This is a genomic window from Kitasatospora sp. NPDC114501 (assembly GCF_055633695.1).
The window spans coordinates 73,342-97,494 of record NZ_JBVKDS010000007.1 but is presented as its reverse complement, the minus strand read 5'-3'; the positions used below and the strand labels follow the sequence as shown (position 1 = coordinate 97,494).

The 24,153-nt window shown below is 74.6% G+C and carries 17 protein-coding genes; 4 read left to right on the top strand and 13 right to left on the bottom strand.

Going from position 1 to position 24,153, the window contains the following annotated elements; genetic code table 11:
• The first annotated feature begins 60 nt into the window (after positions 1-60).
• Positions 61-1,587, top strand: a complete 1,527-nt coding sequence (locus tag ACZ7RU_RS14770; RefSeq protein WP_470341314.1) for a S8 family serine peptidase — start codon at positions 61-63, stop codon at positions 1,585-1,587.
• Positions 1,588-1,728: 141 nt separating this feature from the next.
• Here ACZ7RU_RS14770 and ACZ7RU_RS14765 read toward each other — a convergent pair whose 3' ends face one another.
• From ACZ7RU_RS14765 to ACZ7RU_RS14750, 4 genes are all read right to left on the bottom strand, one after another.
• Complete coding sequence (locus ACZ7RU_RS14765) at positions 1,729-2,211, bottom strand: nitroreductase family deazaflavin-dependent oxidoreductase (RefSeq protein WP_470341313.1); 483 nt, start codon at positions 2,209-2,211, stop codon at positions 1,729-1,731.
• A gap of 179 nt (positions 2,212-2,390) precedes the next feature.
• Positions 2,391-3,131 carry a GNAT family N-acetyltransferase gene (locus tag ACZ7RU_RS14760; protein WP_470341563.1) on the bottom strand — a complete coding sequence of 247 codons (741 nt, stop codon included), beginning with the start codon at positions 3,129-3,131 and terminating at the stop codon, positions 2,391-2,393.
• 164 nt (positions 3,132-3,295) lie between these two features.
• A complete protein-coding gene (locus ACZ7RU_RS14755) occupies positions 3,296-3,823 on the bottom strand; it encodes a dihydrofolate reductase family protein (RefSeq protein WP_470341312.1) in 528 nt (175 codons plus the stop codon).
• Positions 3,820-4,401, bottom strand: coding sequence for a TetR/AcrR family transcriptional regulator (locus ACZ7RU_RS14750; RefSeq protein WP_470341311.1), 582 nt, complete (start codon positions 4,399-4,401; stop codon positions 3,820-3,822). Before ACZ7RU_RS14750 ends, ACZ7RU_RS14755 begins: the two co-directional genes overlap by 4 nt.
• Before the next feature lie 202 nt (positions 4,402-4,603).
• On the opposite strand from ACZ7RU_RS14750, the gene ACZ7RU_RS14745 reads away from it, so the two are divergent.
• Positions 4,604-5,695 (top strand): vWA domain-containing protein, encoded by a 1,092-nt coding sequence (locus tag ACZ7RU_RS14745; protein WP_470341310.1) that lies wholly within the window; start codon positions 4,604-4,606, stop codon positions 5,693-5,695.
• A gap of 36 nt (positions 5,696-5,731) precedes the next feature.
• On the opposite strand, the gene ACZ7RU_RS14740 is transcribed toward ACZ7RU_RS14745, so the two are convergent.
• Positions 5,732-6,655: a S41 family peptidase gene (locus ACZ7RU_RS14740; RefSeq protein ID WP_470341309.1), complete on the bottom strand. Its 924-nt coding sequence runs from the start codon at positions 6,653-6,655 to the stop codon at positions 5,732-5,734.
• A 57-nt stretch (positions 6,656-6,712) separates the two neighbouring features.
• On the opposite strand from ACZ7RU_RS14740, the gene ACZ7RU_RS14735 reads away from it, so the two are divergent.
• Positions 6,713-7,219 carry an ArsR/SmtB family transcription factor gene (locus ACZ7RU_RS14735; RefSeq protein WP_470341308.1) on the top strand — a complete coding sequence of 169 codons (507 nt, stop codon included), beginning with the start codon at positions 6,713-6,715 and terminating at the stop codon, positions 7,217-7,219.
• 64 nt (positions 7,220-7,283) lie between these two features.
• On the opposite strand, the gene ACZ7RU_RS14730 is transcribed toward ACZ7RU_RS14735, so the two are convergent.
• The 7 genes from ACZ7RU_RS14730 to eccCa form a co-directional block, all read right to left on the bottom strand.
• Positions 7,284-8,600 (bottom strand): S8 family serine peptidase, encoded by a 1,317-nt coding sequence (locus tag ACZ7RU_RS14730; RefSeq protein WP_470341307.1) that lies wholly within the window; start codon positions 8,598-8,600, stop codon positions 7,284-7,286.
• Positions 8,597-11,962, bottom strand: coding sequence for a right-handed parallel beta-helix repeat-containing protein (locus ACZ7RU_RS14725; RefSeq protein WP_470341306.1), 3,366 nt, complete (start codon positions 11,960-11,962; stop codon positions 8,597-8,599). The genes ACZ7RU_RS14730 and ACZ7RU_RS14725 overlap by 4 nt, the downstream gene beginning before the upstream one ends.
• A gap of 113 nt (positions 11,963-12,075) precedes the next feature.
• Complete coding sequence (locus ACZ7RU_RS14720; protein WP_470341305.1) at positions 12,076-13,515, bottom strand: hypothetical protein; 1,440 nt, start codon at positions 13,513-13,515, stop codon at positions 12,076-12,078.
• A 79-nt stretch (positions 13,516-13,594) separates the two neighbouring features.
• Entirely contained in the window at positions 13,595-14,032 is a 438-nt protein-coding gene (locus tag ACZ7RU_RS14715; RefSeq protein ID WP_470341304.1) for a hypothetical protein, read from the bottom strand.
• Between the two features lie 130 nt (positions 14,033-14,162).
• Positions 14,163-15,269, bottom strand: coding sequence for a PLL family lectin (locus tag ACZ7RU_RS14710; protein ID WP_470341303.1), 1,107 nt, complete (start codon positions 15,267-15,269; stop codon positions 14,163-14,165).
• A 206-nt stretch (positions 15,270-15,475) separates the two neighbouring features.
• Complete coding sequence (locus ACZ7RU_RS14705; RefSeq protein WP_470341302.1) at positions 15,476-17,881, bottom strand: hypothetical protein; 2,406 nt, start codon at positions 17,879-17,881, stop codon at positions 15,476-15,478.
• Entirely contained in the window at positions 17,881-21,798 is a 3,918-nt protein-coding gene (eccCa, locus tag ACZ7RU_RS14700) for a type VII secretion protein EccCa (protein ID WP_470341562.1), read from the bottom strand. Before eccCa ends, ACZ7RU_RS14705 begins: the two co-directional genes overlap by 1 nt.
• Before the next feature lie 255 nt (positions 21,799-22,053).
• Here eccCa and eccD point away from each other — a divergent pair, with 255 nt between their 5' ends.
• Positions 22,054-23,403, top strand: coding sequence for a type VII secretion integral membrane protein EccD (gene eccD, locus ACZ7RU_RS14695; protein ID WP_470341301.1), 1,350 nt, complete (start codon positions 22,054-22,056; stop codon positions 23,401-23,403).
• Positions 23,404-23,486: 83 nt separating this feature from the next.
• Here eccD and ACZ7RU_RS14690 read toward each other — a convergent pair whose 3' ends face one another.
• Entirely contained in the window at positions 23,487-24,134 is a 648-nt protein-coding gene (locus ACZ7RU_RS14690) for a type VII secretion system-associated protein (RefSeq protein ID WP_470341300.1), read from the bottom strand.
• Between the last annotated feature and the right edge of the window lie 19 nt (positions 24,135-24,153).

Below are 24,153 nucleotides of genomic sequence, written 5' to 3'. Positions count from 1 at the left end.
TCCCGGCCCGGCCGACACACTGTCACCGGGCCGGCCCCACACGGATGATGCGGAGACCACATGGCTCGACGACGTTCCTTACTCCGGCTCGGCCTGGCCGTACCGATCGTGCTGTCGCTGACCGCCTCGCTCGGACTCCTCCCCGCCTCGGCCTCGGCAACGCCCCGAATACCGTCCGCCGCGCAGGCCGAGGACCCGAACTCCCTGGCGTACGTGATCAACACCGAAACCGACCGTCACACGATCGCCGCGGTGCAGCGGGCCGTCACCGCGGCCGGCGGCACCGTCGTCGTCACCTACGACAGGATCGGCGTCATCGTCGCCCACTCGGCCGACCCCGGCTTCGGCGAGCGGCTGCGCGCGGTGCGCGGAGTGCGGTCGGCGGGTGCCACGCGGACCGCACCGCTGAGCGCGGCGGGCACGACCGGCGACGGTGCGGTGCGGTACCTCTCCGAGGCCGGGGCCACGAGGATCGGGCAGGCCTCCGGCGCCGGCACCGAACCCCTCGAAGCCGATCAGTGGGACCTGCGGGCGATCGGCGCGGACAAGGCCGCGGAGATCGACCCGGGCAGCAGGGACGTCACGGTCGCCGTGATAGACACCGGCGTCGACGACACCCACCCGGACCTCGCCGCGAACTTCTCCCCGTCGCAGTCCGCGAGTTGCGTCAGCGGCAAGGCCGACACCACGTACGGCTCCTGGCGGCCGGCGACTCCGGACCACTTCCACGGCACACACGTCGCGGGCACGATAGCCGCGGCCCGCAACGGCATCGGCGTCGCGGGCGTGGCACCCGGCGTGCGGGTCTCCGGCATCACGGTCTCCCAGCCCACCCCGCGCCAGCTGATCTACGCCGAAAGCGTCGTCTGCGCCTTCGTGTTCGCCGCCGACCACGGCGTACAGATCACCAACAACAGCTACTACGTGGACCCGTGGCAGTACAACTGCCTGGACGACCCCGACCAGAAGGCCATCGTCGACGCGGTCGACCGCGCCCAGCTCTACGCACAGCGTCAGGGCACCCTCAACGTCGCCGGGGCGGCCAACTCCAACCACGACCTGGACTCCGACGCCGTCACCGACCGCCGCAGCCCCAACGACTCCACCCCGACGAACCGGACGGTCGACCCGCACACCTGCCGGCAACTGCCCGCACAACTGCCCGGCGTCGTCACGGTCAGCGCGACCAGCGCCAGGAACACGAAGTCGTACTACTCCAGTTACGGCCTCGGCGTCATCGACGTCGCGGCGCCGGGCGGCGACATGTACCAGGCCGCGGACACCCCGTCCAAGGAGGGCGGCATCCTGTCGACGCTGCCGAACAACCAGTACGGCTACCAGCAGGGCACGTCCATGGCCACGCCCCACGTCTCCGGTGTGGCCGCACTGCTGAAGTCCGCCCACCCGCGGGCGACCCCGGCCCAGTTGCGGGCCCTGCTCAAGGCCCAGGCGGACAACCCGGGATGTCCGGCCACCCCGTACGACGGGAACGGCGACGGCGTCGTGGACGCCACCTGCGCGGGCGGCGAGCGCGTCAACGGCTTTTACGGCTTCGGCATCGTCAACGCCCTGCGCGCGGTCGGGTAGCCGGCACGGCACGGCCGGTCGCCGACCAGGCGCAACGTAGCGCCTGGTCGGCGACGGGCACGCGAGCCGGACGGCGGGGCCGACTGGTTGCCGGCCGTCTGCACGGCAACCGGTTCGGGTGGGCCCCGAGGCTCGGTTCCTTCAGTTCCTGGCCGGCGCCGGATCCTTCGCCGACCCGGCCAGGTGCTCGGGTTCGAGCACGAAGACCGGGATCACGCGGTGGGCCTTCTCCTGGTACTCGGCGTACGGCGGATACGCGGCGACCGCGCGCCGCCACCACTGGTCCCTCTCGTCCCCGGTGAGCTCACGGGCCGTCATGGCCCAGCGCTCGGGGCCGTCCTGGAGATCCACCCGCGGATCGGCCTTGAGGTTGAAGTACCAGGCCGGGTGGCGCGGGAAGCCGCCCTTCGAGGCCACCGCCGCGTACCGCCCCTCGTGCTCCACGCGCATCAGCGGAATCTTGCGGATCCTGCCGCTCTTCGCGCCACGCATCGTGACGATGACGACCGGCAGGCCCGTCTCCCAGAGCGTCGCGCCCTGCGTGCCGCCCGAACTCTCGTACAGCTCGACCTGTTCACGCACCCACTGCGCCGGACTCGGCTCGTACTCGCCCTCGAGAGGCATCGCGTTCACCCCGTTTCCGTGGACGGATCGTGCCGGAACAGTCCGACACGATCCTCGGGCGAGGGGAGACCACCGTTCCCGCCGCGCCGACGACCTCAAGTGTGACGGCAGGGTTCCGGTGTCGCACCTCCGCAGGTCAGGGCAGCGCCCGGGCAGCAGGGTCGAAGGCGCCCCGTGGGTCAGGCCTTCAGGGCGTAGAAGTGGATCGGCGAGTTCGCCTCGAAGCCGATGCGCGGGTAGACGGGCGCTCCGGCGACGGTCGCGTGCAGGGTGGCGCGGGTCAGCCCGGTGGCGCGGGCGCCCTCGTGGAGGGCCTTGCGGGTGACCGCCTCGCCGTAGCCCCGGCGCTGCCACTGGGGGTCGGTGGCGACCAGGACGACGAAGAGGCGGCCGTCGGTTTCCACGGTGCCGGCGCAGGCGACCGGGACGCCGTCGCGCAGGGCCAGGTAGGCGTGGACGCCCTTCTTCCACAGGGCGGATCCGAGGAGTCCGTCGCGGCCGTCCTCCAGGGGGAAGCCGTAGCCACGGGAGTTGAGGTCCGCGTAGGCCCGCAGGTGCTCGTCGGTCGTCACCCGGACGAAGGTCAGTTCGGGGTGGACGGGTTCCGGGACGGGCAGGATGTCCCCGGCCATGCCCGTCCCGGGGAAGGCGAACTGGAGGCCAGCCTCGTCGGCGGCCGTGGGCAGCGCCGCCCGGGCCTCGTCGGTGAGCAGGTCCTCGAACAGCCAGAGGAATCCCGGGTGTTCCTTGCCGCGCATGATGTCCGCGGCCTGCCGCAGCCGTTCCCCGACGAGTTCCGCATCCGCGCCGACGTCGGTCAGCGTGACGCAGTTCCAGAACGCGAACCGGCAGTCGGCCCAGCGCACGGCTATGCCGGGGAGGTCCCGCACGTCCGCGCCGGCGTCGCGGTCGAGCACCATGGCGCGCCAGCCCACGGCGAGCTGCCTGGCCGATTCGACGGAATCCGGATGGTGGGTCACCGTAGCCCCAAACGTCAAGGTGGTAGCGGAGGAGGGAACTTGCCGGGATCGGCAGGTACGTACCCTACCCGGCGGGCGGGTTCGACCGGGCGCCGGACGAGCCGCTACTTCTCCACGGTGTAGCGCAGTTGGGCGAAGCCTCCGACGGCGGCAGTCGAGTCGAGGCGGAGCGGGACGTCGTGGGTCAGCTCGCCGAAGAGCCGGTGGCCGGCCCCGATCAGGACCGGGGCGACGCTGATGACGAACGCGTCGACGCGACCGGCGCGGACGAAGCTCTGGACGAGGCGCCCGCCGTCGGGGTAGACGTGCTCGATCCCGCGCCGGTCGAGGTCGGCGAAGAGGGTGTCCAGGTCGCGGTAGACGGTGACGCGCGGGTCGGCGTCCTCGGGAAGGGTGGTGCTCAGGACGCCCACGTGACGGTCGCCGTAGTGCCAGTTCTCCTCGCCGAAGCCGATCACCTTGTCGTAGGTGTTGCGACCCATGACCACGGCGTCGACCGAGTCGAGGAACTCGAAGAAGCCCAGGTCGCCGGCCTTCTCGCCGCGCGAGGTCAGCCATTCGATGTCGTCGTCGGGGCGGGCGATGTAGCCGTCGAGGCTGGTGCCGATGAAGACGGTCGCGGTGAAGGTCATGAGGTCCTCCTGAGCAGGTGGTCGAGGTCGTCGCGGAGCAGCGCGACGGGATCGCCGTCGCCGGTGAGGGCCCATCGCAGCAGGGAGCCGTCAGTGGTGATCTTGACGGCGCGGGCGAGGCTCGGCACGTCGGTGCCGGCCGGGAGCTCGCCCGTCGCGACGGCTTCGGTGAGCAGTTCCCGCACGGCCGCCTCCACCGCGTGGGTGTGCGCGGCGGCGTGGGCGCGGAACTCGGGGTCGGACAGGTCGAGTTGGAGCATGCCGAGGTGGTTGGCCAGTTCCTCGGGGGTAGACATGAGGCCGGCGAACTCCTCGGCGACGGCGTGCAGCGCTGCCAGGGGCGAGTCGTGCTCGGCCCGCGCCCTCCGGTACGGCGCGGCGGCCTCCGCGGCGGCGTTCGCGGCGAACGCCAGCAACAGGCCCCGCTTGGACCCGAAGCGCTGCGACAGGGTCGCCGGGGAGACGCCCGCCTCGGCGCCGACCTGCGCCAGGGTGAGCCTGCCGGGACCGTGGGCGCCGATGGCGCGTCCGGTGGCGGCAAGGATGTCGGTGTCACTGGTGACACGGGGTCGTGGCATCGATCCCTCCTCTCAGGGCCGACTGTACCAGGTTAGTAAATGGTGGTTCATTTATTAACCTGGGCCCGCCGTCACCGGCCCCGGGCCCGGGTCCAGGCCCGGACAGGGTGTCAGTCCCCCCTCGTAGTGTGGGATCAACGTTGCAGGGGCGCCGGGGAGGCGCCGGGGACGCCGTACGGGCGTCGGAGAAGGGGCGGAAGCAATGGCTGCGAACAGGATCAAGCACAAGGTCAACCACGTCTCGCTGGTGGTCGACAAGTCCGGCTCGATGCGCCAGCACGAGGCGCAGCTCGTCCGGGTGGTGGACGAGTTCGTGAAGGGGCTTCAGGAGGAGTCCGACCGGCTCGGTCACGAGACCCGCATCAGCCTCTACGCCTTCGACCACGAGGTGCAGAACCTGGTCTGGGACATGGACGTCAAGCACCTGCCGTCGCTGCGGGGCCTCTACAAGGTCGACACCGGCGCGACGGCGCTGATCGAGGCGGCCGTGAAGTCCGTCGACGACCTGAAGAACATCTGGGAGGGGTACGGGGAGCACTCGTTCCTCCAGGTCGTCGTCACCGACGGCGAGGAGAACGCCTCCGGCTACTCGGAGACCGGCCAGATGCACACCCGGATGCCCTCCGGCCGGGGCGCCACCGTCCTGCGCGGGTGGATGGAGCGCATCCAGGGCGCCATGGACGGTCTCCCCGACCACTGGACGTCGGCGATCCTGGTCCCGAACTCCCTGGCCAAGCGCACCGCTCAGGAGTACGGCTTCCCGGCGGGCAACATCGCGATCTGGGACGCGGACTCCAGCAAGGGCGTCGAGGAGGCCATCGGCACGGTCAAGTCGGCCGCCACGAGCTTCCTGCGGGGCCGCGAGCAGGGCGTGCGCGGCACCAGGAACCTGTTCGCCATGGGCCAGGACCTCAGCACCGCCGACGTCAAGGCCAACCTCGACGCCCTGGACACCGGCAAGTACATCCTGGTCCCGGTCGACCAGCCGATGCCGATCCGCGACTTCGTCACCAGCTCCGGGCACCCGTACAAGACCGGCTGCGCCTTCTACGAGCTGTCCAAGCGCGAGAAGGTCCAGGGCACCAAGCAGCTCGCCGTGGCGGAGAAGGACCCGGCCACCGGCCGGATGACGGGCAGGGTGTTCTCCGGCCCCGCGGCCCGGCAGCTGCTCGGCCTGCCCGCGGCGGAGGCCACGGTGAAGCCGGGCGACAACCCGTCGTACACCGTGTTCGTCCAGTCGACCTCCGTCAACCGGAAGTTGGTGCCGGGGACCAAGCTGCTCGTCGTCCTGTAGGCACCGGGCCCGAGGGGGGCGGCGGGTGGCGAGGGCTCAGGCCAGGCGCGCCACGGCCAGGGACAGCGCGCGGTCGAGCGCCGCGTCGGCGTCGCACCGGACGTCGGGCTGGACGCCGGTGCCCTCCCAGTTGGTGCCCGAGACCGGGTTGACCGCGCGGGCGACGGGCACGCTCAGCTCCAGGTGCGGGTGCACCGTCCAGCCCTCGCGCGGGTGCGCGCCGCCCCGGGTGGCCTCCCCCACGATCTCGGCGCGCCCGAGCTGTTGCAGGTCGTAGGCGAGTTCCTCGCCCGCGGAGAAGGTGTTCCCGCTCGTCAGCACGTAGAGCGGCTTGCCGCCGCCGAAGCGGGCGCCCGGCACGAACGGGGGCGTCCAGGACTGCTCGGCCACCTTCCCCTGCCGGGAGAGCAGGGTGTTGAGGTGGGTGCGGCCGTCGAGCAGGTAGCCGCAGACGAAGGCGACCGTGTCCGGGTCGCCCCCGGTGTTGCGGCGCAGGTCCAGGACGAGGGCGTCGGCGGGGGCCACCAGGGAGAGCGCCGCGGCCAGCGGTTGCGCGGCCCAGTCCAGCGGGAACATCTTGGGTCCGATCTCCAGCACCGCGACGCCGCGGTCGAGGAGTTCCACGCGCGGCACGCCGCCCAGGGAGGCCTCGAAGTCCCTCCGCATCGCGGCGAGTACCGCCGCGCCCCGCTCACTCGGCACCGGCACCTCGTGGTGCTTGAGGGCCAGGTGCAGGTCGCCGTTGACGGACCGCAGGTCCGCGGTGACCGCTTCGGCCAACTCCTCGGCGGATCCGGCCCGGTAGGCGCCCTCGGCGCTCCGGCTCCGCAGCAGGCCCGCCAGTTCCCGGGCGACATCGGGGAAGACGTAGTTCCCGGCGACCAGGTCGGCGATCGACTCGACGACGGCGGCGGTGGCAGCGACGGTGTCCAGCGCGGACGGCGATGTGGTGGAGGTCATGGGAGGGAGTAGACCAGCGGCTTGCCAAAGCGTCAAACGTACTTAACGCTTGATCTGGTGAGCCACCAACCGGACGAGACCGTCCAGCAGATCGACACGTCCCTCCAGCACACCGCACTCGCCCACCCCCTGCGCCAGCGCCTGCTGTTCGCCCTGGGCGGCCGTCCGTCGACGATCAGCCGGCTCGCCGCGCAGCTGGGAGTGAACAAGGGCAGCGTCTCCCACCACCTCAGGGTGCTGTGCGAGGCGGGGCTGGTCCAGGACGCGGGGACGCGCCGGGTGCGCGGCGGCACCGAGAAGTACTACCGGCGGAGCACCGAGCGGCTCCTCGTCGCCGAACCGCAGGCCGAGGGCACCGCCGCGCTGCTCGGCGCCGTCGCCCAGGAGTTGGACCGTTCACCCGTCGACCACCTGCTGTCGCTGCGCCACCTCCGGCTCAGCCCGGCCAAGGCGGCGAGGCTCGCCGAGGCGCTGGCCGCACTGGTCGACGAGACGGAGGAGGATCCGGAGGGCGAGCCGGTGCACGGCGTCCTGGTGACGCTCTACCGACAGGTCGAGGCATAGGTCGGGGCATGGGTCGGGGCATGGGTCGGGGCGTAGGCCGGGCCGTCCGCCGAAGACCGCCCCGTCAGCTCTCCTCCGCCCGGCCCGGGCGCCAGCCTCGGGCGCGGGCCCGGGGGGCGACGGCGCCGGCTGCCGCGACCAGGGCGATGACGGCGAGGGAGGAGAGCGCGATGAGGCTCGCCTGGGTCCCGGTGTCGCTCGGGGGCGGGGCGGGGGGCATGGTGGGGGCGGCCGCCGGGGTGGGCGGGGCCGGGGCCGCGGGGGCGGCGAGGCGGGTGACGGCGGCGACGGGGTCGACGGTGCCGTGGCCGTACTGGGGGCCGGGGCTGCGGTAGGCGGTGGCCTCCAGGCGTTGGGCCAGCTGGTCGGCGGTCAGGTCGGGGCGGTAGCCGAGGACGAGGGCGGCGGCGCCGGCCACGAAGGCGGTGGCGAAGCTGGGGCCGGCGCCGGTGTAGTAGCCGCCGGGGGCCGGGCCGGGGCCGGTGACGGCGTCCCCGGGGGCGGCGAGGTCGATGCGGCCGCCGACCGGGACGGCCGAGGGGCCGTCCGGGAGCACGCCGCCGGGGGCGAGGTCGCGGACGGCGAGCACCTCGGGGTAGGCCGCCGGGTAGGCGGGGCCGGGTTTGACGGTTCCGGAGGCGTCGGTCGGCGCGGTGTCGGGGGCGGCCGGGGCGACGACCAGCGCGCCCTTGGCGCGCGCCGTACGGACTGCGGCGGCGAGGGCGTCGGTGCCGGTCGGCAGCGCCACGGCGACCGCGATGACCCGCGCGCCCCGGTCGGCGGCGGCGGTGATGCCCTGGGCCAGCAGGTCCGCCGAGGCGGTTCCGGCGTCGTTGGTGACGGAGACGGCGAGGATCCGGGCGCGCGGCGCCAGGCCGGCGAAGCCCGCGCCCTCGCGCTGGTCGGCGGCGATCAGGCCGGCCAGGAAGGTGCCGTGGCCGACGCAGTCCTGGGCGGGGTCGGGGCCGCCCGGCAGCGGGGCCAGGTCGAGCCGGCCGGCCAGCAGGCCGCTGCCGTCCTTGACCCCGGAGCCGAGGACGGCGACGGTGACGCCCTCGCCGCGGCTGAGCGACCAGACCCGGTCGGGCCGCAGGAAGGTCTGCGGCCAGGGGGTGAGCTGGGTGCCCTTGGAGGACGGCGGCAGGCAGCCGGCCGGCCGTCCGCTCGCGTCGCGCCGCTGCTGGCTGACGCCGGGCAGGGCGTCGGGGGCGTCGGCCGCGGCGGTGCCCGCCGGGACCAGCCCGGAGGCCAGCGTCCCGGCGGTCAGCAGCCCGACGGCCGTGAGCCGGGCGGCCGACGGCCCGGCGGACGAGAGCCGGGCGGACGGGAGCCGACCGCCCGACGGTCCGTCCACCGCCCGGCCGCGGGACGCCCTCCTCATGCGAAGCTGCCGATCCGCTCGACCGGGATGTCCTGCGGCAGCAGCAGGCTGAGCTCGTCGAGGTCCGCCACGTCGAGCCGGGACAGCCGGCCCGCCTGCCGGGTGATCATCGCCTCCAGCACCTGCCGGGCGAACCGCCCGTTGCCGAAGGAGCGGTCGCGCGGGACGGCGCCGAACAGGGTGCCGAGCGCGGCCAGGGTCTCCGGCGCGCAGGTGTAGCCGGCGGTCTCGGCCTGCACCCGGACGATGGTGACGAGTTCCTCGTCCGCGTAGTGGTCGAAGGTGATCTCCCGGGAGAACCGGGAGGCCAGGCCGGGGTTGGAGGCGAGGAAGCCGCGCATCTCCTCCTGGTAGCCGGCCACGATCACCACGACCTCGTCGCGGTGGTCCTCCATCAGCTTCATCAGGGTGTCGACGGCCTCCTGCCCGAAGTCCCCGCCGGAGCCGTTGCGGGGCGTCAGGGTGTACGCCTCGTCGATGAACAGCACGCCGCCGCGGGCCCGTTCGAAGGCGTCCCGGGTGAGCTGGGCGGTGTGGCCGATGTAACGGCCGACCAGGTCGGCGCGCGCGGTCTCGATCAGCTGGCCGGAGGGCAGCACGTCGAGTTCGGCGAGGAGTTCGCCGTAGAGCCGGGCGACGGTGGTCTTGCCGGTGCCGGGCGGGCCCGAGAACACCAGGTGGTGGCTGATGGTGGCGGCGGGCAGTCCGGCCTCGATCCGGCGCCTGGTCTGCTTGGTCAGGTTGACCAGGTCCTCGACCTGCTCCTTGGCGGCGGCGAGGCCGACCATGGCGCGCAGCCGGTCGAGCAGGCCGGGCTCCTCGGCCCGTTCCTCGCCGGCGGCGGCCGCGGCGGCCTGTTCGCCGACGTCGGCGGGCAGCAGCCGGGTGAGCGCGTCGTTGTCGAAGTGCTCCAGTTCGGCGAGCCGGGAGGCCTGCCGGTCGACCATCTCCTCGAACACCTTGCGGGCGGCCCGGCCGTTGCCGAAGTCGGCGCCCTTGGGCATCCGGTCGAAGTGCGCGGCGAGCGCCTCCCGGGTGCCCTCGGAGAGTTCGTAGCCGTGGCCGCCGGCAGCGTGTTCGACGATCGTGGTGAGCTCGTCGACGCTGTAGTTCTGGAACTCGACGGTGCGGCTGAACCGGGAGGCCAGGCCCGGGTTGGAGGCCAGGAACTCGCGGATCTCGGCCTCGTACCCGGCGACGATCACGACCAGGTCGTCGCGGTGGTCCTCCATCAGCTTGACCAGGGTGTCGATGGCCTCCCGGCCGAAGTCCGGCCCGGTGCCGCCGGAGCCCGCCGACAGGGTGTACGCCTCGTCGATGAACAGCACCCCGCCGAGCGCCTCCTTGACCACCTCGGTGGTCTTCATGGCCGTCCCGCCGATGATCGAGGCGACCAGGTCTGCCCGGGCGACCTCGACCAGGTGGCCGCTGCGCAGCACGCCGAGTTCGGCGAGGATCGCGCCGTAGAGCCGGGCGACGGTGGTCTTGCCGGTGCCGGGCGGGCCGGCGAAGACGAGGTGCCGGCTCATCGGCAGGGCGGGCAGCCCGGCCTGTTCGCGGCGGCGGGCCAGCTTGTTGAGGTTGACCAGGGTGGCGACCTGCTCCTTGACGCCCTTCAGGCCGACCAGGGTCTGGAGGACGGCCTGCGGGCCCTGCGGTGCGGCGGGAGCCGCGCCGGACCCGGCGGTCCCCTCGGCCGGGGCGTCCGCGCCGTCGACGGCGGGGACGGCGCCGGGCTCGGTGGCGGCGACGGCCGCGGTGCCGTGGGCGTCGGGCGAGCGGTTGTCGCGGCTGTCGAGGTTCTCCAGCGCGAGGCGCTCGGTCGGCTCGGTCTGCCGCAGCCCGGCGCCCTGGTTCTCGGCGGCCACGCAGTCGGTGAGCCGGACCGGCTCGGTGGACTCGGAGCGCAGCCCGTCCACGGTGTTGTCGACGAGCTGGCAGGAGGTCAGGGTGGCGCGGGCGCCGGGCAGCAGGTGCAGCCCGTGCCGCCGGTTGGTCCGCAGCCGGGTGCGGGTGGCGGTCAGTTCGCCGCCGTCCTCGACGCTCGCGCCGTCGAGGGCGTTGTCGGTGGACTCGACGTCGCGCAGGGTGGCGACGCCCTCCGGGCCGACCGAGATCCCGCAGGATCCACTGCCGCGCACCAGGCTGCCGCCGAGGTAGGTGTTGGCGCCGTCGGCGATCCGCACGCCGTGCCGGCCGGCGTCGATGACGGTGACGTCCTCCAGCCGGCCGCGCCCGTCGTGCAGCGCCTCGATCCCGTGGCCGCCGGCGGCGGTGACGGTGCTGCGGCGCAGCAGCGGGTTGGCGCCCTCGCGCACCACGATGCCGACGCCGGCCGCGTCGCGGACCTCCAGCCGGTCGAACTCGGCGGAGCTCTCCCCGGTGAGTTCGACGCCCTCGGTCCCGGCGTCGCGCACCACCGCCCGCACCAGGCTGGGCCCGGCCGACTCGCCGACGTGGATGCCGGCCTGGGCGGGGGCGGTGACCTCGCAGTCCTCCAGGGTGCCCCGGGCCCGGCCGGCGATGTGCAGGCCGTGGCCCTGCGGGCGGACCGCCCGGCAGCGGCGCAGCAGCGGGTCGGTCCCGTTGGTGAGGACGTAGCCGTGGCCGCGCACGGCGGTGACGGTGCAGTCCTCCAGGACGACCCGGGCGGTGGAGCCGACGAAGACGCCGAGCGCGCTGTCCCGGATCTCGGTGCGCAGCAGGCGGGTGGTGCTCTGCTCCTCCAGGGCGACGGCGGGCTTGTCGGTGGCGGAGATCTCGCAGTCCTCCACCAGGCCGCGGGACTCGCCGTTGGCGCACAGGCCGTTGCCGCGCGCGTCGCGCAGCACGCAGCGCCGTACGGTCGGGTTGGCCCGCTCGCCGATGACCACGGCCGAGGTGCCGAGGTGTTCGATGACGCTGTCCTCGATCACGCTGGCACCGGTGGAGGTCTCGACCAGCCCGGCGCCGGCCGGGTTGGTCACCCGGCTGCCGCGCATGGCGAGTTCGCCCTGCTGGCGGGTGAGCACGGCGGTCCACGCGTTGCCGATCACCTCGCAGTCCTGCATGGCGAGTTGGCCGCGCGGGACGTCCACGGCGGGCAGGTCGTCGTCCTGCCCCTGGAGCACCAGGCCGGTGAGCTGGACGGCCTCGGTGAGCACCTGGACCACCGAGCCGCGCCGCGGGCTGATCCGCACACTGCCCCGGACGTCCTCGGCGGTGATGCTCACCACCTTGGTGAGCACCAGGTTCTCGTCGTACCGGCCGGGGCGGACCGAGATCACCGCGCCGCTGCGGGCAGCCTGGAGGGCTTCGCCGATCGTGCGGTAGGAGCCGGGCTCCCGCTGCTCCGCGCAGACCGTCAGCACCGGGCGCGACATTGCCTGGGGTTCCCTTCGTCGTGGGGCGTTGTGGTTCGGTGGTTCGGTGGTTCGGTGGGGTTCGGTGGTTCGGTGGTTCGGTTCAGGTCGGCACGGCGGGTCCGGGGCGTGGGTCAGCCCGTGCAGGTGGCCCGGACGGCGCTGGCGGCGTGGTGGGCGTAGGTATCGGTGCTGCCCTTGAAGTCCAGGCCGCGGCTGTGCAGCGTCAGCGAGATCGGGCCACGGTAGGTGAAGGGCCCCTGGTTCACCCAACTGCCGCGACTGGCTGTCTGGTTGACGGAGAACGAGCCGATCTGGCCGCCGCCGCTCTGCACCGTGTAGTAGCTCGGGTTGCCGCCGACCTGCTTCACGTCGCCGCTGGCCGGGATGTAGACGGACAGGGTGCAGCTGGTGACCTTGTCCACGGTGAAGGTCCAGACCACCGAGTTGCCGCTGTCGTCCTTGTCGGCGTCACCGGACATCGGCATCGAGACGAAGTTGCCGGTGCAGCCGTCCCCGCTGTAGCCACCGGAGTTGGTGCGCCAGCCCTTGTCACCCTGGTCGAACCAGCCGTTGGCCTTGTACGTGCCGCCGGGCTTGCAGTACGGGCCCGCGACCATGGTGACCGGCGCGGGCGGCTTGGCGGCCGGGGGCGCGGGCTGCTGGGGCGCCGGCGGGTTCGGCGCGGGCTGGTTCGGGGCCGGCTGGTTCGGGGCCGGCTGGTTGGGGGCCGGGATCGCGCCGCCGGAGCCGCCCGAACCGCCCGAGGCGGAGCCCGATCCGCCCTGGGGCCGGTCCGCCCCGCCGGCGGAACCACCGGCGCTCCCGGCGGGGTTGGCCGCACCGCCGGGCCTGGGGGCGTTCGCCGCACCGCCGGTTCCGTTCGGGGCCGCGGCCGGCTGGTCGCCCGGAGTCGGGGAGCCCGAACCGTCGACCGGCGGGACCATCGCGCCCGGCTGACCGTCGGGTGTGGGGTTCGCCGGATCGATGCTGCCGCCGTGCGCGTCGAAGCCGGGGACGTAGCCGTTGCCGCCGTCGCCGCCCTGCCCGTAGCCGGGCGGGACGTCGGCCTGGGCGGGCCCGTGCTTGGGGTCGTTGCCGCCGAGCTGGGTCACCACCACGGAGGTGCCGACCAGCACCAGGCCGACGGCGACGGCCGCGGCGATCATCGGACGGGAGACCCGGCCCGGGCGCGGCCCCTGGTCCGCGGCTCCCTCACCGCCCGGCTCGGCGGTCGTGACGGCGGCGAGCGCCACCGCCTCGGGCGCGGCGGGTGCCGAGGCGGCCCGGCTCGCGGCGGGGGACGGCACGGTCGCCGGGCCGATCCCGGCCCTGGCCTCCGGCTTCGCCTCGGACTCGGCCTCCGGCCCGGGCTCGGGTTCCGGCGCGGTCCGCGCCCCCGTCGTCGCGCCGCCCGCGGCCCCGGCGGCCGGCGGCGCGGGCAGCACCGCCGTCGCGGCGCTCGCGGACTCCTCCTCGGGCGCCGCCTCGGCCGCCAACGCCCAGTTCACCGCCGGGAGCCGGAAGCCGCCCGACCTCCGCTCCGGCTCGCCGCGCTGCTCCTCGCCCACCATGCATCCCCTGCGTTCGACGACACTCCTGTGGGGAGGTACGGACGGCGTGCCCGAACCGGTTCAGCCGGATCGGCGCGGTTCAGGAGCCGACCGTCCAGACCGGCTCCGCGGCCGCCTCCGGCGGGGTCAGCACGAAGGACACGGCCTGCTCCAGCACCTCCGCCGACGGCTCCGCCCACGGCCCGTCACCCTGCTCGCGCACGTGCGCGAGCAGCTCGGGGTCGGGCGCCAGCCCGTACTCCTCCAGGTAGTACGTGACGGTGTCGGTCCAGACCCACCGGCCGTCGGTGCGGAAGCCCATCGGTACGACACCGCGCCGGCCGGGGTCGACCACGTCGTCCATCAGCATCGGCGTCAGCAGCACCGCCGTCCCGGCCCGCAGGTACCGGGCGACGGCCTCGCGCTCCGCCCCCGCCGCCAGCCGCGGCCGGTCCGGCGCGAACCCGGGCCCGGTCACCGGATCCACCGCGTCGAACACCGCCGCGAGCCGGAACCCGCCCCGCACCGTCTCGCTCATCCCCGTACTCCTCCAGTCGGCCACATCCCTACGTTCCGTCCGACGGACGGACGGCGGCACCGGGTTCACCGGGGAGCGGCGGACCGCCGTCGGGGTTCCGTGACCACGGCCGGAAGCGCCTCCGGCAGATCTACCAGATACGCTTCGCGACCGCCGCGTTGTCAGGGAACAGGGTGCCCCTGGCGCCGTTCCACCTGATCGTGACGGTCCATGAAAGGTTCCCCACGGGTGTCGGGTACACCGCCGGCGTCGAGAGCGACGGGGCCTGCGCGCCGGCCGGGCGGCGCCAGCCGTCGAAGGTTCGGCCGCCGTCGTTCGACGTGGTCTCCCACACGTATCCGTCGTTTCCGATGCAGGAGATCATGACGCGCTGCTGGTCGGAGTAGCCCGTCTGACCGGGCCTGACCACGGTGGTCTGGTTTCCGAGTCGCGCCGCCCCCACGCCGCTGGCGCACTCGCCACCGCCGTTCACCTCGGACAGGCCCAGGACCGCACCGGTCGTGGGATTCGTCGTCTCGCGCCACACACGGTGGTCGGTTCCCGTGAAGAAGCTGCGCAGCACCGACTCGTAGTACTCGGTGCCGTAGACGGCGATCTGGCTGTCACCCTCGATGTCCGTGGCATTGGTGCCGAGGAGCGCGTGCGAGGTCACCCCCCAACCGTCGGCCGTCAGTGTCCCGTTGTAGTTCCTCAGGAACGTGATGTTGATGCGCCGGTAGGTGTTCGGCACCTCGATCATGAGGTCCCGGGTGGCCGAGCTGATGGTGAGGATCGGGCTGCCGATCGCGTTGGCACCGGCCGGGAGCCGGACCCAGTTCGTCCAGAAGTTCAGGGATCCGTTGTTCGCCTGGCTGTACCAGATCTCCCCGTCCAGGCCTCGGATGACGACCATCGCGCGCCCCGGAGGGTACTCGACGATCCGCGGCGGCGATGTGGTCCGGGACGCGTTGTCGCCGCCGAGGGGGTGCCAGCTCCCACCGTTGTGGCGGAACCAGACGTTGTTGTCCGTGCCCCGGGTGACGTCGTACGTGGCGCCGGCGATCGTCACCGAGTACACCGCCGACAGCACCCGGGACTGACCCCCGTCCAAGCTGATCCACTCCGTCTCCGCGGCCTGCGCCGGACTCGGCGTGCCGGCCAGTACCAGGACCAGCCCGGCGAACGCGGCCGGCACCACGTGCCAGCCGCGGGCCATACGCTGACGAACCAAGGACACAACGACCTCCCTGCCGTTCACCTGCGACGTCCGGTGTTCCGTACGTGGCGTTCGGGTGAGGAGTCTCGTCCATCGTGGTCACCGTGGTTGCCGCTACGCGCACGGGAGGATGCCCCCCAACGCACAGGACCGCGCCGCCTCCTGACCACCCGTACGGTCGGCCCGTCCGCCCGGCGACGAACACCGACCTCGGACATGTCCGGCACCAGGCCCCGTCGTTTCGACCGTCACTCGGTGCCGGTGCCGGTGGTACCCGCGCCCAGGGCGAGGGTGTAACGGGAGGGGTCGGCGGGACGGACGCGGTCGGCGGGGGCGACGGCGTCGCGGCGGGCGAGCCAGGTGCGCAGCCGGTCGGGGCCCGGGCGGACGCCGCCGATCTCGTGGAGCAGCACCCGGGGCGGGCGGCCCTCTTCCGGGTCGGCGGGCTCGACCTCGACCACCTCGAACGCCGTGCCCGGGGCGAAGATCACCGTCGGCTGGTCGCCCGGCTCGCCGAAGGCCGAGCTGCGGCGGCCGCCGACGGACCAGATGGCGAACTCGATCCCGACGTCCTCCCCCAGGTCCACGCCGGGCGCCGCCAGGCCGGTCACCGGGGCCGCCTCGGTCAGCACCGTGCCCGGGGCGTACGCGGCGAGGTCGCACGCCTGCGCCGGGCCGGCGACCAGGACGCCGCCGTAGTGGCTGGGCAACCGCCGCAGCCCGGCGGCCAGGCAGCGCAGGTACGGACCGTAGGGGCCGGGCGCGCCGGACCGGGCCGCCGCGAGCAGTTCGGCCCGCGGGGCCAGCGGGCCGGGATCGCCGTGCTGCAACAGGACGGCGACCAGCTCGGGGCCCTGTTCGCCCTCCTCCGCCCGGGCGCGCAGGGCGGGCAGCCGGGTGGCGACATCCTCGGCCCGCCGGGCCAGGCGCTGGTAGGCGGGGCCGAGTTGGGCGGCCAGGGCCGCGCCGTCCGCGGCGGGGGTGGAGGGCGTGGTGGGCTCGGTGGGCACCGACGGTGCCGGGGGCGGGGGCGTGACGACCGGCGCCACGGGCTCGGGCTCGCGGACCGGCTCGGGTTCCGGGACCGGCTCGGGCTCGACGGCCGGCCCAGGCTCGGTGGCCGGCTCAGGCTCGACGGCCGGGGTCTCGGTGACCGGTTCCTCCGCCTCGGGCTCCTCCGGCAGGGTCTCAGGGGCCAAGATTGGCCCTTCGTCGACCTCCCCTGGAGCCTCCGCCACGAACGCCCCTCCCGACGTCGCCACCATCGTGGCGGGCTCCGGAATCGTCACCGGCTCGGGCTCGGACTCGGGCTCGGACTCGGGCTCGGACTCGGGAACCGTCACCGGCTCGGGCTCCGGAACCGTGACCAGCTCGGGCTCGGAAACCGCCATCGGCTCCAGCGCCGGCTCCGGCTCCACCGCAGCCCCGTCCCCCGCCTCCGCCCCGATCCAGTCCAGCCCGTACAGCCGCGCGCAGAACCGCCCCACCGCCGTCGACCCCGCGTCCAGCACCCCCGCCACCGCGAGCGCGAGCCGTACCGGCCCGGTCGGGAGCGAGCCCAGCACCGCACCGAGGTGGTCCCAGACCGTCTCCGGCACCGGCCGGCCCGGCGTGCCCACGACCAGCACCGGCTGCGCCGGGTCCGGCCGGCGCAGCCGGGGCCCGCGGTCCGGGGTGGCGGCCGGGCGCAGCCACAGGCCGGCCGCCACCGCCTCCAGCTCCCAGCCGGGGAAGGCCGGGTAGCGCGCCGCCCCGGGGGCCGCGGGCAGGTCGGGGCGGGTGCGCCAGCCGACGGCGGTGACGGTGCGCTCGCGCGGGCGGGCGACCAGCTCGGTGAGGTACGGCTCCCAGCCCTCGCCGCCGTCCGCCGCCGGGTGGACGTGCCGCACGCCGAACCCGGACGCCCCCACCGTGCCGACCGGCACGCCGACCGCCGCCCGCACCTCCTGCCCGAGCGAGGCCGCCAGCACCGCCGCCAGTTCGATGAGTTCGACCGGAGCGGCCCACGGCGCGCTCAGTACGAGGCGTTCCCGCCGCCCGGCCGTCTCCTGCAACAGCACCGCCGCGTTGGCCAGTTGGGCTCCGCTGGGCAGCGGCCCGGCCGGCTCGCCGATGATCAGCAGCAGCCCGTCCGCCGGGGCGACGGCCCGGTCCAGCACGGCGGGTCGGACCGGCCCGACCGCCGCCTCGGTGATCCAGTACGCCCCGCCGGCCAGCGGGGTGACGGTCGCGGCGGCGGGCCAGCGGCCGCCGAGCGGCTCCGCTCCCCCGCCGGGACGGCAGCGCCACCACGTGCCGTCCACGGCGGGCAGGGTGCCGTCCGCCTCGACGCTGACCACGGTGTCCGGCGCGACGACCGTCAACCCGCTGCGCCGGGCGAGGAGTTCGGCGGGCCGCCGGCCGTCCGGGCCGACCGCCGCCAGCCCGGAGGCGGCCAGCACCAGCACCTCGGCGTCCCGCTCGCGCGCCGCTCGGGCGAGTTCGTCCAGCGAGCCGAGCAGGACGGGCGCCGCGTCCGCGGCGGCGGCGAGCAGCAGCAGCGCCCGCGGCTGCGCCCGCACCGGCGCCAGCGCCTCGGCCAGTCCGTCCGCCTCCGCGCCGGGCGGTGCGATCACGTAGTGCGGGCCGAGCGCCCGCAGCGTCGCGGCGCCCATCACGCCTCCTCCGCCAGCTGCCCGGTCTGCACCAGCACGGACCGCCGCCGGGTGATGTACAGGCCGCGGCCGGCCGGGTACTGGCGGGGCTTGAGGTTGCCGAACAGGTAGCCCTCGGACGGCGGGCAGGACATCAGCAGGGTAGGCGAGTTGACCTCCTGGAGCTTGCGGATCAGCGGGTCGCCGAGCGACCGGCCGATGCCGTTGGCGCCGCGGGCGACGACCAGGTGGAGGCCGATCTCGGCGCCCTGGGAGAGGTCCTCCAGCAGGGCGGCGAAGGGGTGGGCGCCGCTGCTGGAGCCGACCAGGTCGTAGTCGTCGACGAGGACGAAGAGCTCGGGGCCGGTCCACCAGTCGCGCAGCCGGAGCCGGGCGGGGGTGATGTCGGCGGGCGGGATGCGGTTCTTCATCGCCCGGGAGGCGCCGTCCACGATCTGGCGGAGCTTGTCGACGGCCACCGCGTAGCCGAGCCGGTAATCCTCCGGAACCGCGTCGTACAGGCCGCGCCGGTAGTCGACGAGCATGATCCTCGCCTCCGCCGGGGTGTAGGCGGTGGTGATGGCGTTGATCATCAGCCGCAGCAGGTTGGTCTTGCCGGCTTCGCTGTCGCCGACGACCAGCAGGTGCGGGCTCTCCTCGAAGTCGTGCCAGAGCGGCGAGACCTCGGTCTCCTCCAGGCCGATCGGCACCCGCAGCCGCCCCTCGGGGGCGGGCAGCCGGGCCGCGTCCAGGGTGAGCGGGAGCATCCGGACCTCGGGGGCGCGCGGCCCGGTCCAGTGCGCGGCGACCGCGTCGACCAGGTCGGCGACGCCCTCGCCGAGGTCGTCGGTGCGCCCGGAGCCGTCGATCCGGGGCAGCGCGGTGAGGAAGTGCAGCTGCTCGTCGGTGAGGCCGCGGCCGGGCAGCTTGGGCACCTTGGCGGCGGCCCGCATGTTGATCACGGAGTCGACGGAGTCGCCGAGGCGCAGCTCGAAGCGGGTCTGGAGCTGGTCGCGCAGGCCGCTGCTGACCTCGCCCCAGCGGGTGGTGGCGATGACCAGGTGGACGCCGTAGTTGAGGCCGCGCTGGGAGATCAGGGTGAGCAGCTGGACGAGGTCGTTGAACTCCTGGCGCAGGGTGTTCCAGCCGTCGATCACCAGGAAGACGTCGCCGTGCGCCTCGTCGGGCAGGCCGCCCGCGGCCCGGCGGCGGCGGAAGGCCGCGACGGAGTCGATGCCCAGCTCGGCGAAGTACTGCTCCCGCCGGGAGATGATCCCGTTGACCTCGGCCACCGTGCGCAGCACCCGCTCGCCGTCGTGCCGGCCGGTGACCCCGCCGACGTGCGGCAGGCCGCGCAGCGCGGACAGCGTGCCGCCGCCGAAGTCCAGGCAGTAGAACTGGACTTCGCGCGGGGTGTGGGTGAGCGCCAGGCCGGTGATCAGGGTGCGCAGCAGGGTGCTCTTGCCGCTCTGCGGGGCACCGGCGATGCCGATGTGGCCGCCGGCGCCGGAGAGGTCGGCGGTGAGCAGGTCGCGCAGCTGGTGGAACGGGCGGTCGACCACGCCGACGGGCAGGCCGAGGGCGCCGTGGCGGGCCTCGTCCTCGGTGGTGAGGCCGCGCTCGGGATGCGGGACGAGCGGCGGCAGCAGCTCGTCGAGGGTGGGCGGGACGTCCAGCGGCGGCAGCCAGACCCGGTGGGCGGGCGGTCCGGCGTCGCGCAGCCGGCCGGCCGCGACCTCCAGCAGCGAGCCGGCCGAGGTCGGCTCCTCCTCCGTCTCGGTCTCCGCCACCGGCCGCTGCCGGGGCATCACGTAGTCGGTGCCGTACGCGACGACCTGCCCGGCGATGGCGGCCTGCTGGGCGGCGCGCCGCTTGGGGCGGTACGGGCCGGAGACGTAGGCGGCCTTGAACCGGGTGAGGGTGGAGATGTCGCTGCGCAGGAAGCCGTTGCCGGGCTGGGAGGGCAGCTGGTAGGCGTCCGGGACGCCGAGCACGCCGCGGCTCTCCATGGCGGAGAAGGTCCGCAGACCGATCCGGTAGGACAGGTGGGACTCCAGTGCGCTCATCCGGCCCTCGTCGAGGCGCTGCGAGGCGAGCAGCAGGTGCACCCCGAGGGAGCGGCCGAGCCGGCCGATCATCACGAAGAGCTCCATGAAGTCCCGGTGCGCGGAGAGCAGTTCGGAGAACTCGTCGACCACCACGAAGAGCGTGGGCAACGGCCGCAGCGCGGTGCCGGCGGCGCGCGCGGTCTCGTAGTCCAGCAGCGAGGCGTAGCCGGCCTCGCGCAGCACCTCCTGGCGGCGGACGAGTTCGCCGTGCAGGGCGTCGCGCATCCGGTCGACCAGGGCGGCCTCGTCGGCCAGGTTGGTGATCACGGCGGAGGTGTGCGGCAGGGTGTCCAGGCCGAGGAAGGTCGCGCCGCCCTTGAAGTCGACCAGGACGAAGTTGAGCACCTCGGAGGAGTGGGTGACGGCGAGCGCCAGCACCAGGGTGCGCAGCAGCTCGGACTTGCCGGAGCCGGTGGCGCCGATCAGCATGCCGTGCGGGCCCATGCCGCCCTGGGCGGACTCCTTGAGGTCCAGGTCCACGGGCCGGCCGTCCGGGCCGAGGCCGAGCGGCACGCGCAGCCGCTGCGGGATGCCGCGCTGGGCCCAGAGCGCCTCGACGTCGTGGGCGTGCAGGTCGGGGATGCCGAGCAGGGCGGTCAGGTCGAAGTCGGTGGCGAGCGGCTCGGCGGCGTCGACGCCGTCGGCGATCCGGTAGCGGGCGAGCCGGGCGGCCAGCCGGGTCGTCGCGGGCAGCGGGAGCGCGTCGGGCCGGCCGAGCTCGGTGACCACGTCCTTGCGGTTGCGGTCGGAGCCGACCATGGCGAGCCGGCCGTCCTCGATCCGCAGCCGCAGGGTGGTGCGGGCCGGGCGCCACTCCAGGGAGTCGGAGAGGTCGATCAGGACGGCGTTGCGGTAGCCGGTCAGCGCGGCGCGGCTGCCGGTGTGCGCGCCGGGGCCGTCCAGCACCAGGACGGTGAACGGCTCGTCCCGGTCGGGTACGGCGTCCGGTTCGAAGCCGGGGCGGCCGGTGAACTCCTCGCCGAGCAGCTGCTCGACCTCGCCGAGGCTGCCGGCGACCAGCCGGACCGGGCCCGCGCCGTCGGTGTCGGTGGGGTGCAGGGCGTGCGGCAGCCACTTGGCCCACTCCCACTCGGCCCGCCGCTCGGTGTCGGTGACGACGGCGACCCGCAGCTCGTCCGGGCCGTGCACCACGGCGAGCTGGGCGAGCACGGCCCGCACCAGCGAGCGGGCGGCCTCGGGGTCGTCGGAGCGCAGCAGCAGGTGGGCGAAGCCGCGCAGGTGGATCGCCATCGGCTGGTCGGCGAGGGTGCCGTAGGCGTGGATGAAGCGGCGCAGCGCGTGGGCGCAGAGCGGCTCCAGGTCCTCGACCGGCTTGGTGGCCAGCGGTGCGAGCGGGGTGGCCAGGCGCTGGGCGCCGAGCGCGATCCGGACGTCGCTGAAGTCGGGGTGGGCTGCGCGCCGTTCCCACAGCCGGGTGGTGCCGACCAGTGCCCCCAGTTCGGTCGGCTCCGGGTGCCGCCAGGCCAGGGCCTTGCGCTGGGCGTCGATCGAGCGGCGCACCTGGCGGCGCATCTGGGAGAGATAGCGCAGGTAGTCGCGGCGCTCGGCGCTCAGCTGCTGCTTGCGGTCGCTGGAGCCGCGGATCAGCTGGGTGACCAGCATGCCGACGGCGGACAGCGCCATCATGCCCATCGCGACGTAGCTGAGCATGCCGCCGCCGCCCTCGCCGCTCCCGCCGGGGTGCAGGAACATGAACACCATCGACAGCGAGCCGAGCGCCATCGGGGCCATGCTGATCATGCTGGCCATGCCGCTCTGCTTCTCCGGCAGGCCCGGCGGCTCCTGGAGCTGGATCTCGCCGTCCGGCATCTCGGGCCCCGGACGCCGGGGCGTCCGGTTGATCAGCTCCACGCTCACTCAGGACTCCTTCTCACCACGGCCGTTCCCCTCTGGCTCACGGACGGCACGGCACCGGAGGTTCAGCGGCGGCGCGGTTCGCCCGGCCCGCTCGCGCGGTTTGAACGCGGCGCGCCGGGCAGTCCGTTCATCCGGGCGGAGCAACGGACCAATCCCAGCAACCGGAGGACCGGCGTGAGCAGCAGTGTCGTGGCAGGACTGTGCCGATTGAGGTTCCACGCACCGGGGACGGCCTTCGAGCTGGCCGTCCCCGCCGACGTGCCGCTGGCCGACCTGCTGCCCGCCGTCCTCGGGCACGCCGGCCCCGAGCTCGCCGAGGAGGGCCTGGAGCACGGCGGCTGGGTGCTCCAGCGGCTCGGCGAGGAGCCGCTGGACGAGGAGCGCACCCCCGAGGCGCTCGGCCTGCACGACGGCGACGCGCTGTACCTGCGGGCCCGCCACGACGCTCTGCCGACGGTGCACTTCGACGACCTGGTGGACGGTGTCGCCACCGGCATGGACGAGCGCGGCGACACCTGGCGCCCCGCGCTCACCCGCGTCCTCGCGCTGGCCCTGGCACTGACCGCGCTGGCGGCCGGGTGGGTGCTGCTCGCCCTGCCCGGCGCCACCGTCCCGCGCCAGGCCGCCGCCGCGGCGGTCGCCGTCCTGCTGCTGCTCGGCGCGGCCAGTGCCTCGCGGGCGATGGCCGACGCCGGCGCGGGCGCCGCGCTGGGCGCCGCCGCCGTGCCGTACCTGGCGCTCGCCGCCCTGCTGCTGCCGAACGGGCCGGACGGCGGTGAACTGCTCGGTGCCCGGATCCTGTCGGCCTCCTCGGCCGGGGCCGGGGCGGCGGTCCTGGCCCTGGCGGCGGTCGGCGCGGCCGCGCCGCTGTTCCTCGGGGTGGCGCTGGTCGCGCTGCTCGGGGTGCTGTCGGGGGTGCTGGTGCTCGCCGGGATGACGCTCGACCAGCTGGTCGCGGTGGTCGCGGTGGTGGCCGTCCTGGTCGGCGCGTTCGTGCCCTCGCTGGCCTTCCGGCTGTCCGGGCTGCGCCTGCCGATGCTGCCGCGCAACGCCGACGAGCTCCAGGAGAACATCGATCCCGTTCCGGCCTCCTCCGTGCTGCCCCGCGCCCTGGTCGCCGACGACTACCTGATGGCCCTGTACACCGCGATCGGCGCCGTCTGCGCGGCCTGCCTGGCCGTGCTCTCCTGGTCGGCCGGGTGGGCCGGTCCGGCCCAGGCCGGTGCGATGAGCGTGCTCCTGCTGCTGCACGCCCGGGCCGTCGGCAGCATCCGCCAGCGGCTGGCGCTCCTGCTGCCCGGCGTCCTCGGCGGCCTGGCCCTGCTCTCCCGCGCCGCCACCGGCGTCACCACCGCCGACCGGCTGCTCCTGCTCGGCGCCGTGCTGACGGTGACCGCCGCCCTCCTCGTCGCCGCCTGGACCGTCCCCGGCCGCCGGCTGCTCCCCTACTGGGGCCGCCTCGCGGACATCCTGCACACCCTGTGCGCGCTGTCCCTGCTGCCACTGGCCCTCCAGGCCTGCGGCGTGTACCACTCCCTGCGCGGCCTGGCCGGCTGAGCCGGGCGCAGGTCCCCGGGCCCGTCACCGTCCCCCGGTGACGGGCCCTCGTGCCGACCACCCCCGTGCGGGCCGGCCCGGCCTCAGCCGAACGGACGGAGCGGGCCGCCCCGGTCACCGGCCCGTTCCCGCTCGTCGAGGGCCTCCCACAGGGCGCCGGGCTCCAGCCGCATCGCCGCCGGGGCGCCCGGGTTGACGACGAGCCCGAGGCCGGGGGGCAGCCGCTCCAGCAGCGTGCCGGGAGCGATGACGGCGTGCCCGGGGCTTCCCGCGGCCTCCAGCCAGGACCGCGCGGAGAACACGACCACCGCCGGTTCGCCGTCCGGGAGGCCGAAGCCGCCGACGGTACCGGACTCGTCCAGCAGCACGGCGACCCGCGCCGCGGCGAGCGCGCGGTACACGTCCTCGCTCGGCCCGTACCCGGTCGCGGCCAGCCGGACGGCGGCGTCGACCGGATCGGTCGGCGCGGGCCACTCGAGCGCCAGCGGCGACGGGCGGTACTCCGGGTTCGGCGCGAACTCCTCGACGGAGCCGTCCTCCCCCGCGCGCCAGCGGCCGATCACCGCCCAGTCCGGCGGCTCCCCCGCCCCCTGCCAGTGCGGGTCGACCAGGCCGATCCACTGTCCCGGCGCGGCCCTGGCGGCGGCCAGGATCCGGTCGGGCACCGGCTCGGGGGCCGGCGGGGGCGCGGCGGGCGACGGTTCGTCCTTGTCCTGTCCCGGAGCTGTCATGGCGGTCCTTCCTGAGGGG

Excerpts from the sequence above, each read along its gene's own strand:
- ACZ7RU_RS14770 (WP_470341314.1), top strand. The coding sequence starts at position 61 with ATGGCTCGACGACGTTCCTTACTCCGGCTCGGCCTGGCCGTACCGATC.
- ACZ7RU_RS14765 (WP_470341313.1), bottom strand. The coding sequence starts at position 2,211 with ATGCCTCTCGAGGGCGAGTACGAGCCGAGTCCGGCGCAGTGGGTGCGT.
- ACZ7RU_RS14760 (WP_470341563.1), bottom strand. The coding sequence starts at position 3,131 with ATGGTGCTCGACCGCGACGCCGGCGCGGACGTGCGGGACCTCCCCGGC.
- ACZ7RU_RS14755 (WP_470341312.1), bottom strand. The coding sequence starts at position 3,823 with ATGACCTTCACCGCGACCGTCTTCATCGGCACCAGCCTCGACGGCTAC.
- ACZ7RU_RS14750 (WP_470341311.1), bottom strand. The coding sequence starts at position 4,401 with ATGCCACGACCCCGTGTCACCAGTGACACCGACATCCTTGCCGCCACC.
- ACZ7RU_RS14745 (WP_470341310.1), top strand. The coding sequence starts at position 4,604 with ATGGCTGCGAACAGGATCAAGCACAAGGTCAACCACGTCTCGCTGGTG.
- ACZ7RU_RS14740 (WP_470341309.1), bottom strand. The coding sequence starts at position 6,655 with ATGACCTCCACCACATCGCCGTCCGCGCTGGACACCGTCGCTGCCACC.
- ACZ7RU_RS14730 (WP_470341307.1), bottom strand. The coding sequence starts at position 8,600 with ATGAGGAGGGCGTCCCGCGGCCGGGCGGTGGACGGACCGTCGGGCGGT.
- ACZ7RU_RS14725 (WP_470341306.1), bottom strand. The coding sequence starts at position 11,962 with ATGTCGCGCCCGGTGCTGACGGTCTGCGCGGAGCAGCGGGAGCCCGGC.
- ACZ7RU_RS14720 (WP_470341305.1), bottom strand. The coding sequence starts at position 13,515 with ATGGTGGGCGAGGAGCAGCGCGGCGAGCCGGAGCGGAGGTCGGGCGGC.
- ACZ7RU_RS14715 (WP_470341304.1), bottom strand. The coding sequence starts at position 14,032 with ATGAGCGAGACGGTGCGGGGCGGGTTCCGGCTCGCGGCGGTGTTCGAC.
- ACZ7RU_RS14705 (WP_470341302.1), bottom strand. The coding sequence starts at position 17,881 with ATGGGCGCCGCGACGCTGCGGGCGCTCGGCCCGCACTACGTGATCGCA.
- eccCa (WP_470341562.1), bottom strand. The coding sequence starts at position 21,798 with ATGCCGGACGGCGAGATCCAGCTCCAGGAGCCGCCGGGCCTGCCGGAG.
- ACZ7RU_RS14690 (WP_470341300.1), bottom strand. The coding sequence starts at position 24,134 with ATGACAGCTCCGGGACAGGACAAGGACGAACCGTCGCCCGCCGCGCCC.